This window comes from Verrucomicrobiota bacterium (assembly GCA_027622555.1).
In the GTDB taxonomy this organism is placed as follows: Bacteria; Verrucomicrobiota; Verrucomicrobiia; order Opitutales; family UBA2995; genus UBA2995.
The window spans coordinates 1-19,887 of record JAQBYJ010000098.1 but is presented as its reverse complement, the minus strand read 5'-3'; the positions used below and the strand labels follow the sequence as shown (position 1 = coordinate 19,887).

Annotated in this window: 21 protein-coding genes and 1 tRNA gene; 10 read left to right on the top strand and 12 right to left on the bottom strand. The window is 45.6% G+C overall.

What is annotated here, in order from left to right:
- Window positions 1-86 precede the first annotated feature (86 nt).
- Together O3C43_19770 and O3C43_19765 are read right to left on the bottom strand one after the other, a co-directional pair.
- A tRNA-Ala gene (locus O3C43_19770) sits at window positions 87-162 on the bottom strand.
- Window positions 163-335: 173 nt separating this feature from the next.
- Entirely contained in the window at window positions 336-959 is a 624-nt protein-coding gene (locus tag O3C43_19765) for a VTT domain-containing protein (protein ID MDA1068730.1), read from the bottom strand.
- A 141-nt stretch (window positions 960-1,100) separates the two neighbouring features.
- On the opposite strand from O3C43_19765, the gene O3C43_19760 reads away from it, so the two are divergent.
- Entirely contained in the window at window positions 1,101-1,547 is a 447-nt protein-coding gene (locus O3C43_19760) for a pyridoxamine 5'-phosphate oxidase family protein (protein ID MDA1068729.1), read from the top strand.
- A gap of 13 nt (window positions 1,548-1,560) precedes the next feature.
- On the opposite strand, the gene O3C43_19755 is transcribed toward O3C43_19760, so the two are convergent.
- Window positions 1,561-2,361 carry a hypothetical protein gene (locus tag O3C43_19755; GenBank protein MDA1068728.1) on the bottom strand — a complete coding sequence of 267 codons (801 nt, stop codon included), beginning with the start codon at window positions 2,359-2,361 and terminating at the stop codon, window positions 1,561-1,563.
- A 33-nt stretch (window positions 2,362-2,394) separates the two neighbouring features.
- Window positions 2,395-3,105, bottom strand: a complete 711-nt coding sequence (locus tag O3C43_19750) for a hypothetical protein (GenBank protein ID MDA1068727.1) — start codon at window positions 3,103-3,105, stop codon at window positions 2,395-2,397.
- 165 nt (window positions 3,106-3,270) lie between these two features.
- Here O3C43_19750 and O3C43_19745 point away from each other — a divergent pair, with 165 nt between their 5' ends.
- From O3C43_19745 to O3C43_19725, 5 genes are read left to right on the top strand one after another with little or no spacing between them, the layout of a single operon-like run.
- The gene (locus tag O3C43_19745; GenBank protein MDA1068726.1) at window positions 3,271-3,549 is read left to right on the top strand and encodes an acylphosphatase; all 279 of its coding nucleotides are present in this window, start codon (window positions 3,271-3,273) and stop codon (window positions 3,547-3,549) included.
- A 7-nt stretch (window positions 3,550-3,556) separates the two neighbouring features.
- The gene (locus O3C43_19740; protein MDA1068725.1) at window positions 3,557-4,294 is read left to right on the top strand and encodes an ABC transporter ATP-binding protein; all 738 of its coding nucleotides are present in this window, start codon (window positions 3,557-3,559) and stop codon (window positions 4,292-4,294) included.
- The gene (locus tag O3C43_19735; GenBank protein MDA1068724.1) at window positions 4,287-5,102 is read left to right on the top strand and encodes an ABC transporter permease subunit; all 816 of its coding nucleotides are present in this window, start codon (window positions 4,287-4,289) and stop codon (window positions 5,100-5,102) included. The genes O3C43_19740 and O3C43_19735 overlap by 8 nt, the downstream gene beginning before the upstream one ends.
- 2 nt (window positions 5,103-5,104) lie before the next feature.
- Window positions 5,105-5,770 carry a hypothetical protein gene (locus O3C43_19730; GenBank protein MDA1068723.1) on the top strand — a complete coding sequence of 222 codons (666 nt, stop codon included), beginning with the start codon at window positions 5,105-5,107 and terminating at the stop codon, window positions 5,768-5,770.
- Window position 5,771: 1 nt separating this feature from the next.
- Window positions 5,772-6,644, top strand: coding sequence for a 1,4-dihydroxy-2-naphthoate polyprenyltransferase (locus O3C43_19725; protein ID MDA1068722.1), 873 nt, complete (start codon window positions 5,772-5,774; stop codon window positions 6,642-6,644).
- A 51-nt stretch (window positions 6,645-6,695) separates the two neighbouring features.
- Here O3C43_19725 and trxA read toward each other — a convergent pair whose 3' ends face one another.
- Genes trxA through O3C43_19700 form a run of 5 tightly spaced genes read right to left on the bottom strand, consistent with a single transcriptional unit; the run spans window position 6,696 to window position 10,601 of the window.
- A complete protein-coding gene (gene trxA, locus O3C43_19720; protein MDA1068721.1) occupies window positions 6,696-7,010 on the bottom strand; it encodes a thioredoxin in 315 nt (104 codons plus the stop codon).
- A 2-nt stretch (window positions 7,011-7,012) separates the two neighbouring features.
- The gene (locus O3C43_19715) at window positions 7,013-7,285 is read right to left on the bottom strand and encodes a hypothetical protein (GenBank protein ID MDA1068720.1); all 273 of its coding nucleotides are present in this window, start codon (window positions 7,283-7,285) and stop codon (window positions 7,013-7,015) included.
- 11 nt (window positions 7,286-7,296) lie between these two features.
- Window positions 7,297-7,542, bottom strand: a complete 246-nt coding sequence (locus O3C43_19710) for a hypothetical protein (GenBank protein MDA1068719.1) — start codon at window positions 7,540-7,542, stop codon at window positions 7,297-7,299.
- Window positions 7,532-8,335, bottom strand: coding sequence for a segregation/condensation protein A (locus tag O3C43_19705; protein MDA1068718.1), 804 nt, complete (start codon window positions 8,333-8,335; stop codon window positions 7,532-7,534). The genes O3C43_19710 and O3C43_19705 overlap by 11 nt, the downstream gene beginning before the upstream one ends.
- Window positions 8,336-8,348: 13 nt before the next feature.
- On the bottom strand, window positions 8,349-10,601 hold the full coding sequence (locus tag O3C43_19700; GenBank protein ID MDA1068717.1) for a hypothetical protein: 2,253 nt from the start codon (window positions 10,599-10,601) through the stop codon (window positions 8,349-8,351).
- 153 nt (window positions 10,602-10,754) lie between these two features.
- Between O3C43_19700 and glgB the strand changes: the two genes are divergently transcribed.
- The gene (gene glgB, locus O3C43_19695) at window positions 10,755-13,070 is read left to right on the top strand and encodes a 1,4-alpha-glucan branching protein GlgB (protein MDA1068716.1); all 2,316 of its coding nucleotides are present in this window, start codon (window positions 10,755-10,757) and stop codon (window positions 13,068-13,070) included.
- Window positions 13,071-13,140: 70 nt separating this feature from the next.
- On the opposite strand, the gene O3C43_19690 is transcribed toward glgB, so the two are convergent.
- Window positions 13,141-13,755 carry a hypothetical protein gene (locus tag O3C43_19690; protein MDA1068715.1) on the bottom strand — a complete coding sequence of 205 codons (615 nt, stop codon included), beginning with the start codon at window positions 13,753-13,755 and terminating at the stop codon, window positions 13,141-13,143.
- A 156-nt stretch (window positions 13,756-13,911) separates the two neighbouring features.
- Window positions 13,912-14,685 (bottom strand): M14 family metallocarboxypeptidase, encoded by a 774-nt coding sequence (locus O3C43_19685; GenBank protein MDA1068714.1) that lies wholly within the window; start codon window positions 14,683-14,685, stop codon window positions 13,912-13,914.
- A gap of 120 nt (window positions 14,686-14,805) precedes the next feature.
- Between O3C43_19685 and O3C43_19680 the strand changes: the two genes are divergently transcribed.
- On the top strand, window positions 14,806-16,179 hold the full coding sequence (locus O3C43_19680; GenBank protein MDA1068713.1) for a glutamate--tRNA ligase family protein: 1,374 nt from the start codon (window positions 14,806-14,808) through the stop codon (window positions 16,177-16,179).
- A gap of 52 nt (window positions 16,180-16,231) precedes the next feature.
- On the opposite strand, the gene O3C43_19675 is transcribed toward O3C43_19680, so the two are convergent.
- On the bottom strand, window positions 16,232-16,810 hold the full coding sequence (locus O3C43_19675) for a DUF4136 domain-containing protein (GenBank protein MDA1068712.1): 579 nt from the start codon (window positions 16,808-16,810) through the stop codon (window positions 16,232-16,234).
- A 138-nt stretch (window positions 16,811-16,948) separates the two neighbouring features.
- Between O3C43_19675 and O3C43_19670 the strand changes: the two genes are divergently transcribed.
- Window positions 16,949-18,616, top strand: a complete 1,668-nt coding sequence (locus O3C43_19670) for a glutamine--tRNA ligase/YqeY domain fusion protein (GenBank protein MDA1068711.1) — start codon at window positions 16,949-16,951, stop codon at window positions 18,614-18,616.
- 360 nt (window positions 18,617-18,976) lie between these two features.
- Complete coding sequence (locus tag O3C43_19665; GenBank protein MDA1068710.1) at window positions 18,977-19,876, top strand: carboxypeptidase-like regulatory domain-containing protein; 900 nt, start codon at window positions 18,977-18,979, stop codon at window positions 19,874-19,876.
- The last annotated feature ends 11 nt before the right edge of the window (window positions 19,877-19,887 follow it).

Genomic DNA, 19,887 nt, shown 5'->3' with positions numbered 1-19,887 from the left:
AAATACAGGCCAATTGTATGTAGTGTAATTGAACTCGATTTTAGGACAAAAACTAAAAAACGCGGCGCTGCGCTTCAAGCGAAGGCTGGTGGAGCCAGACGGGATCGAACCGACGACCTCTTGCATGCCATGCAAGCGCTCTTCCAACTGAGCTATGGCCCCCAAAGTAAGTGAAGGAAAAAAGTCAGGAATCCTCAGTAGGTCAACTGCAATTTTCCTGAAATTGGTAGGGCTCGATCGCCGAGCGAGCTGTCCTGGAATCGGCTGTTTACGGCGAAACGCCCTACCTGAATCAGCGGATACTTTTAATAAAAATATCCTGGCTGTCGAAGCTGCTACCTTTTTATCAGACGGCGGGTGATAATCCAAAGAATCGGTGGGATCGCAGCGCTTAAAGCAATTGCCAGAATTGGGTATTCCATTCCGGTTGACCCAATGTAGGCGAAGACAAATCCGAGTGGGATAGAGCCGCAGGCAAGGGCGAGAACGAATTTACCAATTGGCATTCGGGTGAGGCCAGCCATGCAGGCAACAACTTCAGGTAGCAACGGCATCCAACGGGAGAGGACCACGATCCATCCACCGGTGTTTGCGAACAGTTTGATACCTTTATAGTAGTCTGTTTCGCCTAGTAATTTTTTGGCAGCCTTGGGACCCAGTAGACGGCAAATAGCATAGGCGACGAGTCCGGCCAAAATGGAACCCATTGCGGAAATCAATCCCCCGAGGATTGCACCGTAGACATAGCCAAGAGCTGACATCACTGCAGTTCCGGGAATAGGAAGAACGAAATCAAGTAGGAGTAGTGCAACGCCTGCGGCCCAGGCCCATTTTTCAAATTTGCTTAACCAATTTATTGCTCCTTCTGTCGAAAATGTAGCACCCATAGCTTCTCCCCAAATCAGGAATGGGATGGTAAATAGAAGTGCCAGACTGAGGAATATCCAGAGAAGTCTCATCTTGATGGTTAGTTACTAGGAATTGTGCAAATGAAGGCGAATTGTTTTCCGATAAAATATAATGAGGCGTTTGGCATTATTTGAACTGTCTGTGTGTTTCTTGGTTTAAAGTTTCTCAGATTTAAGCTAACGATTATCCCTATGGCAAAACCGATTCCGGAACCTATTGACCCTGAAAAATTAGCGCAGTTGGCTCAAGCTACCATGCAATCGGCCAAATTTCCCTGTTTGGCCTCTATGGACGGAGACCAAGCTCGCTTGAGACCCATATCTCCGGTTCGTGTGGATGGGTTTACCGTCTATGTGGCCAACCTGAAGCAGTATCACAAAACAGGTGAACTTGAAAAAAATCCCAAGGTTGAGTTATGCTACCTGGATAGTAATCACAATCAGGTGCGGATTACCGGCGTTACCGAAGTGCTGACAGATGATTCGGTACTTCAGGAAATCTGGGACAGCAATCCTTTGTTACGCTCCTATTTGGGTAAGCGGGATAATCCTAATTTAATCGTCTACAAAATTGTGCCGAATCAAGTGCGCTACATGCGCGAATGGGCCCTCGAGTATTACGATATAGAAATCAGTTAAATCTTTTCTGGAATCAGTGAGGCACCTGCTGAAATGAAAACTGGTTTATTAGCCGTTCACTTAGTACAGGTTTTAGAGGTTTGATTACCGCAATATCCTCTGTGAGCTCGGTAAAGAATTCTGATTTTAAGCCATCGTCCCAGCGGGCGTTTTGACGAAGTTCGACTAATTCACAGCGCAAGCTAAGGCATTCGGCTTTGAAAGCTGAGGCGATGGGGTTCTCCTTTATTTTTTTACTAAGTCGTCGTTGGTCCGACTGTGGCGAAGGACAATCCATATTTTCGATAACACTTTCCATGCACGCGTTGGTGGCAAAGTTTATATCATTAGCCTTAAAAGCGGCCAAAACCTTCCAGGCGTCGTAAATCGGGTTCTTCAATTCGTATTTTGGAATCCGTGTTGCAAGTGTCAGATTCTTGGAGTTCCAGGATTCAAGATCTCGTCCAACCACTAGAAAGCGTTGGAGCGCATTAAGTGAAGTTAGTCGCTGAATCAGAAAATCCTGGAAAGGTGCTACATTTATTGGGATCTGTTTTAAATAGATGTAGAGTTGTCTTTCGATATCTGAGACGCGTCGCATGTAAGCGATCCCGAGCCAAAGATTGTGGAAGACCTTACGTGTATACTTACGGATTCGATCCTGCTCATGGTACCCGGATACAACGAGGTACTCAGTTACAAAATTCAGATAATGATCGGATACCGTTTGGAATGCTTGGACATCGCCCTTTGCGGCATTTCGGATTTGTTTTCGAAGATCCCCGCGGGAAGCAGAGTCAAGAAGATGAGATGTGCGGATAGATAACCAGCCCATGGATGAGTTAATGGGTTTTTGACGTTTTGAAGGCTACTCGTCGTCGTCTTTAATCCGACGATCAAGTTCTTCTCTGCAGTCATTCATAACTCTAAGCCAGATTTCACGGATATCGAACAAACGACCGATCGATTCCTTCTTGAAGGCATAGAGTTTTGGATTTTTTGCGGAATGAATTAAATCCAGAATACTTAAACTCTGGTTCAACGATTTAAGTGCTCTTTTCAGTTCACTTACAGTAAGGGCATAATCTGCCAAGTCTAGTGATTGTAGTGCCAGGAGTGACTCTAGCTTCCCTTGATTGATCGATTGAACTAAATCGAAGCAATACTTGGGGGATATTTCGTTTGTTTGTTCATTAAGCAAAGATTCCCAAAGGTGAAGAATAGAATTAAATAAACCCTGGACCGCGATATGCAGCGGATGCCGGTGAAGGGTATATGGATCCATGTCATTACTATCTTCTTCATCGTTGATAGCGTCGGCGAGCCAGTTGCTATCCTCGATGTCCTCATCGAAATTCATATCATTCATTGACCAATCGGTCGAGTCCCAGCCCATGATACGGGCGACTTCGTCAATACGATTGGCGTGCTCTGGTAAACTGTTGTATGTCCGAATGAATCGTTGACCTTCATTATCCTGTCTTTGGAGGAATAATTCCCAATCGAACTCGTTCCAGGCTAGCTCGCCTTTTTCCTCCCAGTCACCTTCTGAAAATTGATCGTAATCGAAATTTTTCATATAATTAACCTGTGGTAAACAGGTGCAGGTCTTATGACAAAACACCCTTGGCAAATTAATGCCTTAGGCAAGTTTAATTTATCATTTGATTCGGATATTAAAAGCTCTGCTGGAATGGATTAATTAAACTGGTTTTCTAAGCCTTTGATCCTAATAACTATACTTATGGGAGATATGGTAAATCATTTCACTGTTTTTTTTGAAGGTCGGGTTCAGGGCGTTGGCTTCCGGTTTTCTACCTATAACTTAGCCAAAGGCTTTGAAGTGGCGGGCTACGTTAAAAACCTGGTCGATGGGCGCGTCCAATTAGAATTGGAAGGGGATCGCGACGAGTGCTCAGCATTTATCAAGGCTTTGGGTGAGGAAATGGCCGGTTTCATTCGAGGGGCCAGTCAGACCGAAGATGCCAGGGAGCCTCAATTTAAAGGATTCACGATACGATAATCCGTGGATGGGCTCATTGATTCACATTAAAGATCTGAAGGTGGTTTTTTCTGATGGTTGGAAGAAAAACCGTTTAACCGCACTTGATGGCATCTCCCTGGAGGTGCAACCGGGCCAAGTCGTAGGTGTGTTGGGTAGTAATGGTTCGGGAAAGAGTACGCTACTCAAGGTCCTTTGTGGTTTGTTGGTTGATACGAAAGGAGAAATCGAAATAGCAGGACTCAGTCCCGCCGAAGCCGTTCGAAAGAATCTCATTGGCTATTTGCCTGAGCGACCGAGCTTTCCCGGGTTTCTAACCCCAGGAAAATTTCTTCAACAACTTGCACGTTTGAGCGGCTTTTCGAATGAGAAGGTAGAAAATCAGGTTAATAGTTGTCTGAATCGTTGTCAGTTAGATGACCAAAAAGAATTGCCTATTCGCAAGCTGTCGAAAGGAGCTCTCCAGCGATTGGCTTTAGCCCAGGCTCTCGTGCATGATCCTGAAGTTCTTCTTTTTGACGAACCCCTGGATGGATTAGATCCGCTGGCTAGAGAAAATGTTGTCTGTCAAATTCAAGAGCTGAAATCCGTTGGAAAAACATTACTAATTTCTACGCATTTTACAGAAGGTTTAGAAACACTTTGTGAAAAGGTGCTAATCCTGCACGAGGGTAAGCCCATCTTTTGTGGAGCTCCAGAATTCAAGGATGGATTGCAAGGATGGCTCTTGAAACATCTTAAGGAAGAAATGACTGCCAATGTTTAGTTCAATTGTTCGCATTCGTCTGCTGACGTTTGAGATACTCAAAGAAATCGTGCTGCACAACCGTTGGTTTCAATTGTGTCTGCTTGGGCTGATGATTTTTGTTTTGGGAGGGCGATTGCTAACTAGTCTACCGTTGGGAGAATCTGCACCCAAACTGCTTTTTGATTTTGGGTTGGGAGCAATCCTTCTGGTGTCCGGCTGTTTAGTCGTGATCCTTTTATGCTACCAACTGGATGATGAGTTGAGAAGTGGGACGGTTTACCATTATCTGGTTCGATCAGTTTCGCGTTGGGAATACTTAATAGGTAAAGCTATTGGAGGATGGCTTGCGGTAGTCACTTTGGTTTTAGCGGCAGACCTGTTGTTGATGATTCTGGTCAATCATAACGTGGGGGAAGTTCGTAATTCAGGCGGTGATATAATTGGCCCCGGTTCTTTAGCTTGGGTTCAAATTTTTCTTTTCCAAATGCTTCATCTTTTTGTGCTCAGTTCATTGACCCTGTTTATCGCCAGTCTTTCTGAATCATTTTTATTCAATGCCATCATAAGCCTCTTTATTTGGATGACCGGAATCCTTATATCCGGTTCGGGCAACTTGATTACTTCAGCTCAGGGCTTTCTGGAAATTTTGTTTCAAACGCTTCATTGGATGATACCCAGGTTTCAACCGGTGGGATTTTTTGACCTGATCTGGTACTCTGGAATTCAGAATTCGATGTACGTTTTAAAGGCTATCCTGGTAGCTCTTTTGTACAGTATACTTTTCATCTCTTTTGCCACCCAACGCTTTAATCGACGATCACTGTGAAAATGTTAACCCACAGTGTTCTTCTGCTAATCGCTCTTTTTGGAGTAAATCATTTGGCGTCGAGAATATTGCCGTCAGATAATTCCAATCATTCGCAGCGCCTGATCAGCGACTGGTATTGGGTTAAGGGTTATGAATCCTGGGTGAAAAAGGATAAAGAACGTGTTGTTGATAACTATGGATTTGCGACGGCACTTGATCCTGGAAACCTAAGCTATTGGCGCCTGGCGGCCCAAACGATTGCCTATGATTTTCCTGTGTGGGATATCGAAGGTTTGGCCATGACGGATGCGGCAGAAATGACAGCATTGCGAAAACAGTTGGGTGAGAAGGCCCTACTGTTTTTTACCAGATCAAAATCCTATTTTGAAAACGACTCTACCTGGTATCTCTCGGGGAGTTTCTTAGCCGAGCAGGCTTGTGCTGATTCTGAGAAGGCGCTTCAGTTTTTGGAAACTGCCATTAACTTACCTGACTTTTCCTATGCAGCAGGTGTAAACTATACTCGCTTGCTTATCGCCAATGGTCGATCGACTGATGCGCTCAAATTTTTAAAGGAATGGTATCCCGCTTTAATCGAAGGTTCATACAAGTTCCGTCGATCAGAAATCCATGATTGGATTCGCCAATTGGACTCAGAAAATATTCAACCCACTAACTCCCGATAATATGGTTTTGAAACCTTGGATACTTGCGGCGCGACCCAAGACATTGCCCGCCGCTATGGCTCCGGTTCTGGTTGGAACAGCGTTGGCTTATGATGCCGGTGGATTTCGTTTGGTGCCTGCGCTCATTTGTTTCCTGTTTGCACTTTTGATTCAAATAGCGACCAACTTTGCCAACGACTATTTTGACTTCAAAAAAGGGGCTGATACTGCGGATCGGGTTGGACCAACGCGTGCCGTTGCCGCTGGCCTCATAAAACCCGAAACCATGAAGCGAGTTACTGGCCTGACATTCGCGTTCGCATTTTGCATTGGGTTGGGACTGATTCCGTTTGGAGGTTGGTGGTTGTTGGCGGTAGGGGTGACCAGTGTTCTTTGTGGGTATGCTTATACCGCCGGCCCGTACCCATTGGCTTACATAGGTCTCGGAGATTTGTTTGTAATGATATTTTTTGGAATCATTGCAGTTTGTTGCACGTTTTTTGTGCAAACGGGTTATTTTTCAATGTCGTCATTTTTAGCAGCAACCGCGATTGGCGGATTAAGTACCAATTTGTTGGTGATCAATAATCTAAGAGACATCGATACCGATAAGTTGGTAAATAAGAGAACTCTGGCTACCCGGTTTGGAAGAACTTTTAGCATAGTGGAATATCACTTCTTTATGTTGTGGTCTCTTATCGCAATTGTGTGGATGGCGTTCCGTATGAACAACTCTTGGGTGCAGTTACCCATGCTCACCATACCCTTGATGGGTTATCTCTGGATTAGATTGGGGAAGGCTTGTTCCGGGGACGTATTTAATTCCTTGCTCGCCAAAACAGCTCTTCTCCTGGTGCTCTTTTCCGCAACTCTTTGTATCGGCTTGCTTCTATAAAAAAAAGCGACTCCCGAAAGAGTCGCTTTCAAAAATGGATTGATTGTCTTCTTAAGCCAGTTTGGCCTTCAACTCGTCCTTTTGAGTAATACCCACCATGGTTTCGGCTAACTCGCCGTTTTTGAAGATGAGTAAGGTTGGAATTGACCGAACGCCAAATTGGCCCGCGAGAGGACCGTTCTCGTCAACATCGACTTTAAAAATCTTGGTTGAATCGTCAACTTCATCCGCGAGCTCTTCAAGGATGGCTCCCATGGTTCTGCAAGGGCCGCACCACGGTGCCCAGAAATCGACCAGGGCATTGGGGGCTGCGGCGATCGCTTCGTTAAATGAATCGGTAGATAAGGCAGTTATTTTTTCGGACATAATTACAACTCTGAATAATATAATATACAAAAGGCAACTGAAACCAGCGCCAGACTGGCATCAAAAAACAAAGCACCCAAAGAGGTCCTATTATTGGTTGTCACGTGCATGGAAATCGGTCTATCCGGAAGCTTTGGATAAACGGGAACGGAAACCCCATGTCTCGAACCATCTCTAGGAATGGCAGCCCTTCCGGTTGACGGAGGAGGTATGCGACGCTCGACATTGGGTCCGGGCACTCGCGGTTCTTTTCGATGGCCTGATGGTGATTCCATGAAAAGTTTCTTTATTGAGGGGTGTTTTTATCGAGAATTTCTCTAAGTTCGATTGGCTCAATCGATTCCAAAGACTTACCTTTGCGATCCATGTCTTCGAAAGTCTTTATGACCGTCTCCGTCATCTTCTCATGAGTTTCCTTCGAGCCACCTACGATAGCAAATTTATCAGCAGATGTAATTCGCTTGTGTCCGTCTTGATTATCAAGACCTACGCCGAAGAGCATGGCTGCCTTTGGTTTTCTATTACCGTCCATTAGTTTCTGATACGAACAGAGTGTCCTCTTCGGTTTCAAGCTCAATTTCTGTAATTCCTTCGAAATAAATTTCCGAAAATGATTCATCCTGCCAAACGCTTACTTTTCGAAGGCGTGTGAGTTCAAGGCATGCCAGAAATGTGTATACGACAAAGGTCAAGGTGGTTTTCCCCTTGAATAACTCCGTCAATGCATGTCGACCGCTAGTGGACGTGATAGTTAAAATGAATTCCATCCGATCGGCAATAGTGTAGTTTTCATCATGAATTTCACCGACGACCAGCCGATCAGACAGGCGGCGAAGAACCTGATTGAATGCGCCCCAAAGTTGCATCTTGTCGGATTTTTTAAGTGGACGTGGACCTAGATCGCTTTGACGGCCCGTGACTTCCCGTGGAACAAGATTCTGCTGATGTTGAATTAAGAAACCGAGATCACCAGCTGCTTCTTTGAACTTCTTATACTCAAGTAATTGATGAACCAGCTCCCAGCGCGGATCATTGTCTTCTTCCTCGTCCGCAGCTGCCACCACCTGTTCGCTTTTTGGCAGGAGCATTCTGCTCTTAATCTCCATCAGTGAAGCCGCCATTACAAAAAACTCACCCGCCAATTCGAGATTGAGTTTCTCCATCTCGTAAATAACAGCCAGGTACTGTCGGGTAACTTTCTCTACGGGGATGTCGTAGATATCGATTTCTTGTTTACGAATCAGAAATAGCAGGAGGTCTAGTGGACCTTCAAACACTTCCAGTTTGATAGGGTGCGTTAGGTCTTTAAGTAGGGCGTCTTCCATGAAATAAAATTGATTAGAAAGAAACAAGTTCCATGCCTATACGGAAGGCCCAGTCGTCCTCACGGATTGCATTTTCGCGCAAGGTCAAACGATATTCGAGTTCCACGGAGCGGCCAAATTTTTGATAGATGGAGTAGTGTTGCTCGGCGAACTTGTTCAAAACTACGTCGTAACGAACCAGGACGCGGCCCCTGAAATTGTTATTTATCCGCGCACCAAATTCCAGCGAATGCTGATCCACGTCTAACAGTGGAAATGGATCTCCGGATTTAGGAAATAACGGTGAACCTAAATAACCAAACCCTTGGTTCAGTTTTGCCAGAGAGTTACGGTATTCCGCATACCAAATATCTCCGTCGCGCACGCGGATGCGTGAGTTCCATTCCCAGAGTTTGAGGTGCTCGGTTGAGAAACGCTGGAACATCCCAACCTCCAGCCAATGGGCAGGAGAGGCAGATATTTCTGAATAGACAAAACTGACATCGTCTTCGAAAGGTCCGTCAAAAAAATAGTCTGCAGCAAGGTTCCAGCTGACGAGCTGACGCGAGCCATAATCTTTCCGTCGGGTGAATAGTTCGTTTTTAACGCCCACACGAGCCAGGGTTTGTTCCTGTGCAAAAACACCATCTCGGCGGGTGGCCAGATCCCAGTTTGGGAGGTTCGTGTCCTGGGCATATAGGTAGCCGCTTCCTGATCCGGGACCATTGTCCTTATCGGTTCCATTGTGGCGAACTTGGACGTAGGGTTTTACTGCATGTTTTAGGCCATCAATTTTCCAGGTGCTGTTCTGGGTGTCCCAGGATCGATAATAATTTCCTTCAAGATTGAATCCAATATCGGTGATGGCTTGTGAAAAATTTTCTTCCTCAACCTTAACCAGTTCAAGAGGCAAAGATGCATACATAGCCGGGCTAAACTCTGGGTAGGCGAATCGGAATATATCTCCGTTTGCAGTCCTTGTAACTGCGGTAGGAACATCCTTGAGTTCGATTGCTCTTACGCCGCCAAATAGATTTAAGCTGGCACTCTCGCCAAGAGGTAACGTTTTCTGAATACGATAAAATCCATCGAGACTGGTATAGTTTTCGCCGACGCGGTTATCCGGCATATAAAAGGTATGACCTACTTGGGCCGCACTTAAGGATAGTTCATTATAGAAACCACCCCCAAGGTGTACCGGGTGAAGATCAAAGCGGACTTCCGGCAATTTTTCTTCGAAAACAAAGGCACGATCCGTTGCGCTGTTTGAAAATGGAAGATGGTTGCTGGAGTAAAAGTTATTGGGATCGGCACGAACAAAAGCGCTTATGGCCCAGTCTTGTTCCTGGAATCGGTACTCAAGGAAATTATCCGGTTGTTGGTTGTCATAGAATTCATCGTAGTGAAAGTCTCTTATCAGTTCTGGATCACTGGCGATGCTGTAAACACCTTGGATACGGTTTTTCTCATTCCAGTCTTTTTTAATAAATCCGTCTGCGAAATAGCGGTCCTTGGGAACTGATTCTCCGAATATGTCCAAGCCTCTTTCGCCGTTGTCATGAATCCATCCGGAAGATAAAAACCAGTCAGTCGATCCGGTTTCAGTTTCTTCAAGAAAACGAAAGGAGGGTCCGAATAATATTCCGCGTTTTGAATAGATATCCAAGTTGCCTCCAGCAAACCAGGTTTCATTGAGAGGAAACAAAATCTGGGCCTGGGCATACACGCCTAAATTGCCACGAGTTCCTAATTTGGTGTTTACTCGAAATGGTGCAATATCGGTTGGGATTTTTAAACTAGGCAAATACCAGATGGGCAACCCGAGAACCTCGAACAGCACTTTTTCACTATTCACGATTTCACCATCCTCAACCACGAACGTTTCAATGGTCATCCTTGGAGTAAATTTATCGGGTTCCCGGTAGTAGACTCTGGCGTTGTGCAGCTCAATCCGTTTGTTACTTCCTGTCGCTGTATCAGCCTCCGCATAAATCGGAGGTGAGCCGAAGCGCACGTTGAAGGCTTCGACTTCTTGTGTCTGGACATTTAACTTTAAGCGCTCTGCGAGAAAGCGATAACCTTCCTGACTGATTCGGATATTGCCCTCGGCATCGGCAGTGCCGGTTACCTGGTCGTAAACGATGCGATTGGCCATCAACATGAGGTCACCGTACGTCAGCGCCGCTTCTCCGGTAGCGATCATTTTTTTATTCACACTATCGAATTCAATGGGTTGATCCGACACCAATTGAAATTCCTGTGCAAAGAGCGACAGAAGAGGATTCATTAAAAGGCAGCAGGTCAGGGCGAAATACGATTTTTTACGCACGGGGCAGACATTTAGGATTGGGTGGTTACGGCTCAAGACATATTTCCGCGAAAGCTGAATTGTTGTTTCCGATCTCAGATTAGTACTCTGGTTTCGTCTACTATCTTGTGTATGAGCCAATTTGTGTCCTTATTTGAATGGACAGGTCCCCATAATATCATTTTGTGGTGGCGCTTTATCAAAGAATCTCACAACCAGGCAATTCGCGTGATCATATCGGAAAAGGAATTAAACTCATTACTCTCAGGCAGAAATAGTCATCCGCACACATTCCTTGGACTGCATCCTTGTGAATTCGAAGGTAAATCCGGGCTGGTAGCCAGGGCTTTTGTCCAGAATGCCGTGTCTTGCGAAATCGTGCATCTGGAGAAAAACCCCGAACAACGCTTCGTTCTTAAACAATTGGACGCGTCCGGATTCTTCGAAGGATTCATCCCACGTTTAAAGAAAACCTTTAAATACAGGGTTCGTGTCACCTATGCGAGTGGCGAAGTTCGGCAATTTTACGATCCTTATTCGTTCTTACCAACCTTAGGGGATCAGGACCTCTACCTGTTCTCGGAAGGTAATGATCTGAAAATTCACGACAAGATGGGGGGGCATTTGCGTGAGATCAATAATGTCAAAGGAGCCAGTTTTTCAGTGTGGGCACCGAATGCACGACGGGTTTCGGTCGTAGGAGACTTTAATCACTGGGATGGTCGATACCATGCCATGCGTAGTATGGGCTCCTCTGGTATCTGGGAGATTTTTATCCCTGGCCGCGAAGCAGGAACCAAATACAAATACGAGATTGTTACTCAAAAAGAGCACCTGCTTCTTAAAACCGATCCATACGGAGTATATTTCGAGCCTCCTCCGCACAATTGCACGATTCTTTATAATTTGGATAAATATGAGTGGAAGGATGCCAAGTGGATAGAAAGGCGTGCCAAAGCTGAGAAGGCGGAAGTTCAGCCCATTTCGATTTACGAAGTCCACATCGATTCTTGGAAAAAAGTGATTGAAGACGGAGGTCGACCCTTGAGTTACATAGAACTGGGCATGCAACTTGGCGATTACGTTAAGGAAATGGGGTTTACCCATGTCGAATTTATGCCACTGGCTGAACATCCTTTTATGGGGTCATGGGGATACCAGGTTACCGGTTTTTTTGCCCCCACTCATCGTTACGGTCCACCCGACGAGTTTCGGGAATTAGTGGATGTGCTTCATCAAAAAGGTATTGGGGTGATCATGGATTGGGTGCCTGCCCACTTTCCCAAAGACGCTTTTGCACTTGCCGAATTTGATGGTTCTCACCTGTACGAACATGCGGATCCGCGCCAGGGACACCACAAAGATTGGGGTACGCTCATCTTTAACTACGGACGCAATGAAGTAGTTCAGTTTCTTATGGGAAGCGCTTTGCTCTGGTTCGAACGCTATCACATCGACGGGTTACGGGTAGATGCAGTCGCTTCTATGCTCTACCTCGATTATTCACGGGAAGAAGGCGAATGGGTTCCAAATCAATACGGTGGTCGCGAGAATATTGAAGCCATTCACTTTTTGAGGAAAGTAAACTCCGTGGTGCACCGCGAATTCCCTGGTGCAATGATGATTGCCGAAGAATCTACCTCATTTGGCGGAGTGACCAAAGCACCTGAGAATGGAGGGCTCGGTTTCGACTTCAAATGGAATATGGGTTGGATGCACGACACCTTACTCTACTTTGGTAAGGACGCTCTTTTCCGAAAATGGCATCACGATAATCTTACCTTTGGTATGCTTTATCAATTTTCTGAGAATTTTGTCTCCGTGTTTTCTCATGATGAAGTCGTGCATGGAAAAGGCTCCATGATAACCAAGATGTCCGGTGAATCCATTTCGGAAAAATCGCAAACGCTGCGTTCTTTGTACGGTTATATGTGGGGCTATCCTGGCAAGAAATGTCTGTTTATGGGTACAGAATTTGGTCAATCTTCCGAATGGCGCTATGATGGCAGCCTCGATTGGCACCTCTGCCAATACGACGACCACGAAGGTATTCGTCTCTTGGTCAAAGACGCCAATCGACTTTACCTGGAAAATAAAGCCCTGTTTGAAAAAGACAACCATTCTGAGGCATTCCGCTGGATCAATTGCAGCGATGCTGAAAGCGGAGTGCTTTCATTTGCACGATTTGGCCACAATAAAGCTGATACCATTGTTGTGATTTGCCACTTCACTCCGGTTACAAGATCTTCTTACCGGATAGGTTTTCCGCATGCGGGGAAATGGAAAGAAATCCTCAACACTAACGCTTGGGAGTATGGCGGGTCTGGCGTTGGCAATTTAGGAGAAGTTCACTCCCAGTCGCTCCCTTTCGATGATTTACCAGATTCCGTTGAACTCACCTTACCTGGTCTTTCTACGCTGTGGTTCAAGTGGGATGGTGAGAGCTAATGCCTTTTATAAAAGCGCATCGCGGTAAAAAAAACGGTGAGGATCGATTATTATGCCTGCTGGGTTTTCTTTAGGACGTAGTCTCTGAGGATATCAATTCTTCAAACTCTGATATAAATGCATCGAGCACAATGTGGTGTGGTGCCAGATCTGTTGTCAGTCGAATCTTTAGGAAATTGCCGTCGTAAGCTGTAAGCATAAGGTAGGATGATTTTTCTTCGTAACCATTGTCGAAGGTATAACTAAAATAAAGGAATGGCCGGTCGCCGACCTGGATCCAATCATCCGTATCGACTCGGACTATTTTGTAGTAACCCTTTTTTTCGATGGCTGCGATTTGTTCTTTAGCCTCTTCGTATTGAAGGTGAACACCGTCAGAAAGAATCCCGTCCCCTATGCTTGCAAGCCCACCATCGAAGATCGATATATCCAGTTTAGTAAACTCATTTTCATACAAATAACCCACGCCGTACCCTGGGTGATCAGCTTCATATACTTCCATGTCTTTAAAAGGAATGCCTGCAATGGCCCTTGGGAATACCAGGTTCTTTTTTCCCTTTGGAATTTGAGTGACAATTAGTGGAGCTGGAGAAGGATCACTGAAGGTCTGATCTTTGGGCATAGTCGAGCAACCTGCCCAGAATAATAGGGCGCTGAGGAAGGTTACTGTTGAAAGGAACTTCATTCGGATTTGAGAGTAGGTAAAAGTATAGAGTCGAATACGGGGTAGAACGTTCAAAGAGGAACTGGAAAATTTCTCTATTAATATATAACGCACCAAACCCTCCATTTGTTGCTTTCTTCACTTGTTTTTTGAATAAAAAAACTTCAAGGGTCCATTTCACTGACTTCTAAGCAGGTCTATGCTTGATAGAATAGCTGTATTCAATGCGCCAATTCTTGTCGGCAAATCATAACAGGAAGGGGCTTCAAAAGTGAAGGTGCCTCGAATTTTTCGGGTCATGTGCAAATATATGGGTTCCGGCCAATGACCTGCCAGCTTCGGATCATCAACAACTGAGTCGAGGTCCGGGCTGATTACACCGCCCTGTGCTTTCATTTCGTCGATTTCATTACCAAAGTCTATTGGGCAAACCCTGCCAACGTTTTCAATAACGGTTCGTGACCAACCTGTTGTTAACTCGGTGGGTAAATCGTACAGATAAAATCCCTCGGACTCCCAGTCTTCGTGGACGGACAACGCAAGATCCCAGGGTTCGGACGATTCAATGTAGTCTGTATGGGCCTGAACTTCTTTGGTTTCCCTGGTTTTGTAATCACGGTTTAGATCTATTCCTTGATGATTTTCTCTTTGATTGAGTCTGAGGCCAGCTGGATTGAGCATTGGGAACAGTGTCCAATCAATGTCCTGGCTAAATTTTTCCGTTTCGAGCAGGTCAAGGATAGCTAAGGGTCCTGCGGGTTCGTCGCCATGCATGCCTGTGGAGATGTAGACTCGAAGAGAACCCGGCCTGGCTGATTTACGCCTGAAAATAGGTATGATGGTGCCAGCTTGTTCTACCAGGGGTTCGGTTGAAAAATCCTGGTAGTGAGCAGCTCGATTGAGTCGTTGCAGGGTTGCGCTTACATCGAGGGTTTCTCCTATGTATGACATAATTTAAAGTATGGAACTGAATGGTCAGACCTTTGATTGCCATCAATAGATAACCGTTGACTTTAAAGGTCTGTCTGAGAGGAAGTAGCTTTTTTATTCCAAGTTCAAAACCATAATTTTATGTCTCAGGTCCGCGTTCGCTTTGCGCCCAGTCCAACCGGTAGTTTTCATTTAGGTTCAGCACGAACAGCCTTATTTAATTGGTTATATGCCAGGCACACCGATGGCACTTTTATTCTTCGGGTAGAAGATACTGATCGGGAACGTAATACTCCGGAAGCACTGGATGTTTTGCTTAAGGGGATGCGGTGGCTCGGTCTTGATTGGGATGAAGGTCCCGAAGTAGGCGGCGATTATGGTCCTTATTTCCAAAGTCAGCGAGGGGCTATTTACAACGAATATATAGAAAAGCTTTTTGATGTCGGGCGTGCCTATGAGAAGGACAGCGCTGTCTTTTTTAAATTGGAAGGCGAACGATACACCGAGTACGACGAGTATAAGAAGGAGAACCTGGAAAAGGTTCGCGCCAAACCTCAGATTATCGAAGATGCGGTCCGCGGCCAGGTCGTTCGTGCTGAAGAACGGGATTTTGTTATTGTCCGCTCAAATGGTGAGCCGGTGTTTCACCTGGTGAATGTCGTCGACGATATTACTATGGGTATCACTCACATTATTCGTGGAGAAGATCACCTTTCCAACACCACCAAACACTGCGAACTCTTTCAGGCATTGGGTGCTCCTCTGCCAAAATTTGCTCATATCCCAATGATCTTGAGTAGTACAGGACCTGGGAAAATGAGTAAACGAGGCGACGGTGTGCACGTTGAAGACTATGAAAAAAACCACTTTCTTCCTCATGGATTGGTAAACTTTCTGGCACTCTTGGGGTGGAACGCCAAGGACGATCAAGAGCTCTTCAGCTTGGAAGAGCTAATTGAGCGTTTTGAACTTTCTGGAATTCAAAAAGGTAATGCACGTTTTGATGAAAAGAAATTAGCTCACATAAATACTGAGCAAATTCGTCGGCTTTCCTCGGAGCGCTTTATTGAATTGGCGTTGCCTGTGCTGCAAAAAGCCGGAGTGGATGTGAGTGATTCCGAATATACGTTCGCCGTGTTAAAGTTGAGTCAGGAAAAGACGCGCTCTCTGGTGGAACTTCCAGAATTCGTCGCCTACTTTTTTGATGACGCGTTTGGGTTTGATGAAACGGCTGGTGAGCGAATTTTTAAGAAGGGGGAACCTTTGGACCGTCTTGCAGAAGTGAAGCAGGCTTTGTCCGAGGTGGTAGATTGGAATGCTGAGTCGCTCGACCAAGCTTTCTTAGGTTTGGCAGTTTCACAGGGTCAGGAAAAACCGTTTGCCTGGTTTCCCATCACTCGTTTTGCCGTTTCGGGTGTGGCCGGTGGGCCTGATCTTATCCCGATGCTCGCAATGATGGGTAAGGACCGTGTGCTTGGTCGGATGGATCGGTTTCCTTCAAGGTATTCAGCCTGATTTACCTCAATATTTCAAACATTGCTGAAACAGATTTTGTGATGCTCCCAGCTTATTCTACTGGGAATTGACGCATTATTTCGCGAATCTTCAGCTTAAACTCGTCCTCTGAGAATTTGTTATTCTCGAGTTTATCAATCCAGCCGACCCAAAGGAGTTCGATGCTCAATGGATCAATTACACGAATGGTTAAGGTGCTTTGTTCTATGTAAGCTGCTCCAATGGGTCCTGTGCTCACACCGACACTGCTTCCTCCTCTCCGACTGTAGCTACCGGTACCGAGACCAATGGAGAACCCACCTTTTTCTCTTCCACCAGTAATTTCGGTTTCGATTGAGACTAGCATGTCTGCTTCTTCCAACGGACTTTGTTGGAAACCGCGACGGGCGAGTTCGATTTCAACTATTTCCTGAGTCCACAAAAGTTCTGCGGGATTCACTCCAGGAACGATTCGGGATCGTTCTTCGCCCACAAACGCAAAAGTGTTCCTTTCGGCAAAGTTTTCATTGTCTTTCTTGACCGTCTGAATGGTCGAGGTGGATTCGCATCCTACCGTGAGCATCGCTATGGATGTTAACAAAGCTAGCAGTAGATTCGAAAATAGGTGCGATTTCACTGAAATAAGTTTCATGGTTACGAGTGTGAGTGTCAATATGCCTGAGTAAACAGCTGTCCTTGTTAAACCCCAATTTAACAAAAAGTTTCGCTTCAGTTGTGGGCCTTCTGGTTGTTGACCTGTGGAGATAAAGTCCCACTATCCCAGGCTTTTATGAGCGAAGAAGAAGCAATTACTACGAATTTTATCCGCGATATCATCGACGAGGAACTAGCTGCCGGCAAACACGAGAAGATAGTCACACGCTTTCCTCCGGAGCCTAACGGGTACCTGCATATCGGTCATTCAAAGGCTATTCTGACCAATTATTCCATCGCGCAGGATTACGAAGGTAGATTTCACTTACGCTTCGACGATACCAATCCAAGCAAGGAGGATATGTCTTATGTGGAAGCGATAAAGAAGGACCTCGAGTGGTTGGGAGTAGAGTGGGGGGAGAACCTCTTTTTTGCCTCCGACTATTATCAGCAGCTTTATGATTGGGCCGTCCATCTCATAAACGAAGGCAAAGCCTATGTCGATGATCTGACACTTGAAGAAATGAAGGAGTATCGCGGTTCACTCACTGAGCCCGGTAACAATAGCCCTCACCGCGATCGTAGTGTGGAAGAGAACCTTGAGCTATTCCTTAAAATGAAAGCCGGCGATTTTCCTGATGGAGCGAAAGTTCTCCGGGCTAAGATCGATATGGCGCATCCGAATCTTACCATGCGCGATCCTGCTCTGTACAGAATCCTTCACTACAATCATTACCGGACTGGTGATGATTGGTGTATCTACCCCATGTACGACTTTGCTCATGGGCAGGGTGATGCCATCGAGGGAATTACTCATAGCCTGTGTTCGCTGGAGTTTGAAAACCACCGTCCTCTTTATAATTGGTTTTTGGAAAACCTACCCGTACCCAGCAAACCAAGACAAATAGAATTCTCACGCCTGAATTTAACGTATACCGTTATGAGTAAGCGGAAGTTACTTCGTTTGGTTGAAGACAATCATGTTTCCGGATGGGATGATCCTCGGATGCCAACTCTCAGTGGCCTGAGACGACGGGGTTACACTTCTGCATCGATTCACGAATTCGCCAAGCGAGCTGGAGTTACTAAACAACCTCAGTTGATTGATATTTCCCTTTTGGACTTTTGTTTGAGGCAGGATCTGGAAGTTAAAGCGATGAGGCGCATGGCAGTGTTGGATCCCCTAAAAGTAACCATCACGAATTTCCCGGAAGGAGAAGTTGAATGGTATGAAGGACCGAACCATCCAGGTGACGAATCATTCGGAACGCGCAAAGTTCCTTTGACTCGTGAGATCTATATCGAAGGGGAAGATTTCATGGAAGAAGCGCCGAAAAAGTATTTCCGGCTGGCACCAGGTTCTGAAGTACGCTTGCGCTATGCCTGTTATATCACTGCCAAGGAAGTCATCAAAGACAATGCAGGAAACATTGTTGAAATTCTTGCAGAGTTTGATCCTGAATCCAGAGGGGCAAACACCGCTGACGGTCGTAAAGTAAAAGGAACCATTCACTTTGTAAGTGCTACCGAAAATGTTCCCTTTGAAGTGCGACTTTACGATCAACTATTCAGTGAAGAAGATCCAGAAGCGGGGGGAGATTTTATTAAAAACTTAAATCCCGATTCTCTGAAAATTATCACCGCCTATGGAGAGCCCGAGCTTGCCAATGCAAAGCTCGGTGATCCGATTCAATTCGAGCGTAAAGGCTATTTCACTATCGATCCTGATTCGACAAACAAAAATATCGTATTCAATCGCACGGTTGGATTAAGAGACAGTTGGGGAAAGAAACAGGGGAAGTGAGAGCTTTAGCTTTTGAAAGCTGCTAGGTAAATTCCCCATTTCGTAGCTTTTTGATAAAGCTCAACCGGTTTTACCCTAGACTCCTTTAGACGTATATTGAAACATGGAACTCAGGCACCCCAAGCTTACCGACTTATTGCGACAGGCTTAGTCCGTTTTTAATAATCGGAATTCAGGTTTCATTATTTCGTGAAACTCGTCTGTGTCCGAGGATCTGTCCTGGTTTTTAAAACCGACAAAGGTTTAATCTTCATCGAACCTGTTGATTAAAAATTTTAGGTTCCATTTATTTACTCTCGGTGATAGGTTAAATATCTATCGTTTTTAGACAGCCTACGGGTTTCAATATTTACCCCACCCATGATGAAAAATTACCCTTCTGCTTTTCGCTTAGTGGTTTTGGTTTTGTTCGTGTTACTTAATGCACACTTAAGTATTTCTGGAGCTGAATTGAGAGGCCGCGTAACAGACGCTGCAACCGGAGCCAGCTTGTCTGGAGCGTTGGTAAGCTTGGATCCTAATGCTTCGGTCCAGGATGACGAAATCCAAATACGCACCGATCCGTTTGGTTTTTACGACGTTTTAAGCCTTCCTGCCGGGACTTTTCAGGTAACCGCATCTCATCCAGGATATACGCCTGAAACGAAAGAAAAGGTTTTAGCTGATAACGACTTGATGATGGAAGACTTTGCATTGGTTCCTCTGGTGCCTGGACAAAGGCTGATTACCATTTACGGACAGGTGGTGGATACCAAGAGCTCTTTGGAGCTTTCCGGAGTGCCGGTTCGGATTCGGCGATTTGAATCGGAAAACGCAGTCACCCATGCGGAAAGTGGGGTTAACGTTACCGACGATGAAGGAATGGTGGAATTTAACGGGTTGCCAACGGGCTGGTATGACTTTCGCTTCAACAGCACTGAAGGTGACAACGAAATGGCCCGGCCTTTCTGGGAGAGTATGACAATCGGAAGGCGTCTGCTGAACACCACCCATACCGCCAATGCCCGCTTGATGCCGATCGGGCAGGAAGTGACTTTTATCATCGAAGGACTGAATCCGGCTGACCCAGGGCCTCCGGTTGGTTTGAAAGGCGTGAATGTCACTCTCACGGGAATTCGGCCCGACTTTAAGCTGCCGTCTGGTTTTGACCCTATGTTTGATCTGCTCAGCGACAACGTCATACCGATCCTGCCTCCCCGTTCCGGCACGGTATTTTTATTTGGCACGGTGATTGACGAGCATTTGGAATGGGATACCTAGATCATGCTGGG

Bases quoted from the DNA above. Each gene is read 5' to 3' on its own strand.
- O3C43_19765 (MDA1068730.1), bottom strand. From the start codon at position 959: ATGAGACTTCTCTGGATATTCCTCAGTCTGGCACTTCTATTTACCATC.
- O3C43_19760 (MDA1068729.1), top strand. From the start codon at position 1,101: ATGGCAAAACCGATTCCGGAACCTATTGACCCTGAAAAATTAGCGCAG.
- O3C43_19755 (MDA1068728.1), bottom strand. From the start codon at position 2,361: ATGGGCTGGTTATCTATCCGCACATCTCATCTTCTTGACTCTGCTTCC.
- O3C43_19750 (MDA1068727.1), bottom strand. From the start codon at position 3,105: ATGAAAAATTTCGATTACGATCAATTTTCAGAAGGTGACTGGGAGGAA.
- O3C43_19745 (MDA1068726.1), top strand. From the start codon at position 3,271: ATGGGAGATATGGTAAATCATTTCACTGTTTTTTTTGAAGGTCGGGTT.
- O3C43_19740 (MDA1068725.1), top strand. From the start codon at position 3,557: ATGGGCTCATTGATTCACATTAAAGATCTGAAGGTGGTTTTTTCTGAT.
- O3C43_19735 (MDA1068724.1), top strand. From the start codon at position 4,287: ATGTTTAGTTCAATTGTTCGCATTCGTCTGCTGACGTTTGAGATACTC.
- O3C43_19730 (MDA1068723.1), top strand. From the start codon at position 5,105: ATGTTAACCCACAGTGTTCTTCTGCTAATCGCTCTTTTTGGAGTAAAT.
- O3C43_19725 (MDA1068722.1), top strand. From the start codon at position 5,772: ATGGTTTTGAAACCTTGGATACTTGCGGCGCGACCCAAGACATTGCCC.
- trxA (MDA1068721.1), bottom strand. From the start codon at position 7,010: ATGTCCGAAAAAATAACTGCCTTATCTACCGATTCATTTAACGAAGCG.
- O3C43_19715 (MDA1068720.1), bottom strand. From the start codon at position 7,285: ATGGAATCACCATCAGGCCATCGAAAAGAACCGCGAGTGCCCGGACCC.
- O3C43_19710 (MDA1068719.1), bottom strand. From the start codon at position 7,542: ATGGACGGTAATAGAAAACCAAAGGCAGCCATGCTCTTCGGCGTAGGT.
- O3C43_19705 (MDA1068718.1), bottom strand. From the start codon at position 8,335: ATGGAAGACGCCCTACTTAAAGACCTAACGCACCCTATCAAACTGGAA.
- O3C43_19700 (MDA1068717.1), bottom strand. From the start codon at position 10,601: ATGAATCCTCTTCTGTCGCTCTTTGCACAGGAATTTCAATTGGTGTCG.
- glgB (MDA1068716.1), top strand. From the start codon at position 10,755: ATGAGCCAATTTGTGTCCTTATTTGAATGGACAGGTCCCCATAATATC.
- O3C43_19690 (MDA1068715.1), bottom strand. From the start codon at position 13,755: ATGAAGTTCCTTTCAACAGTAACCTTCCTCAGCGCCCTATTATTCTGG.
- O3C43_19685 (MDA1068714.1), bottom strand. From the start codon at position 14,685: ATGTCATACATAGGAGAAACCCTCGATGTAAGCGCAACCCTGCAACGA.
- O3C43_19680 (MDA1068713.1), top strand. From the start codon at position 14,806: ATGTCTCAGGTCCGCGTTCGCTTTGCGCCCAGTCCAACCGGTAGTTTT.
- O3C43_19675 (MDA1068712.1), bottom strand. From the start codon at position 16,810: ATGAAACTTATTTCAGTGAAATCGCACCTATTTTCGAATCTACTGCTA.
- O3C43_19670 (MDA1068711.1), top strand. From the start codon at position 16,949: ATGAGCGAAGAAGAAGCAATTACTACGAATTTTATCCGCGATATCATC.
- O3C43_19665 (MDA1068710.1), top strand. From the start codon at position 18,977: ATGATGAAAAATTACCCTTCTGCTTTTCGCTTAGTGGTTTTGGTTTTG.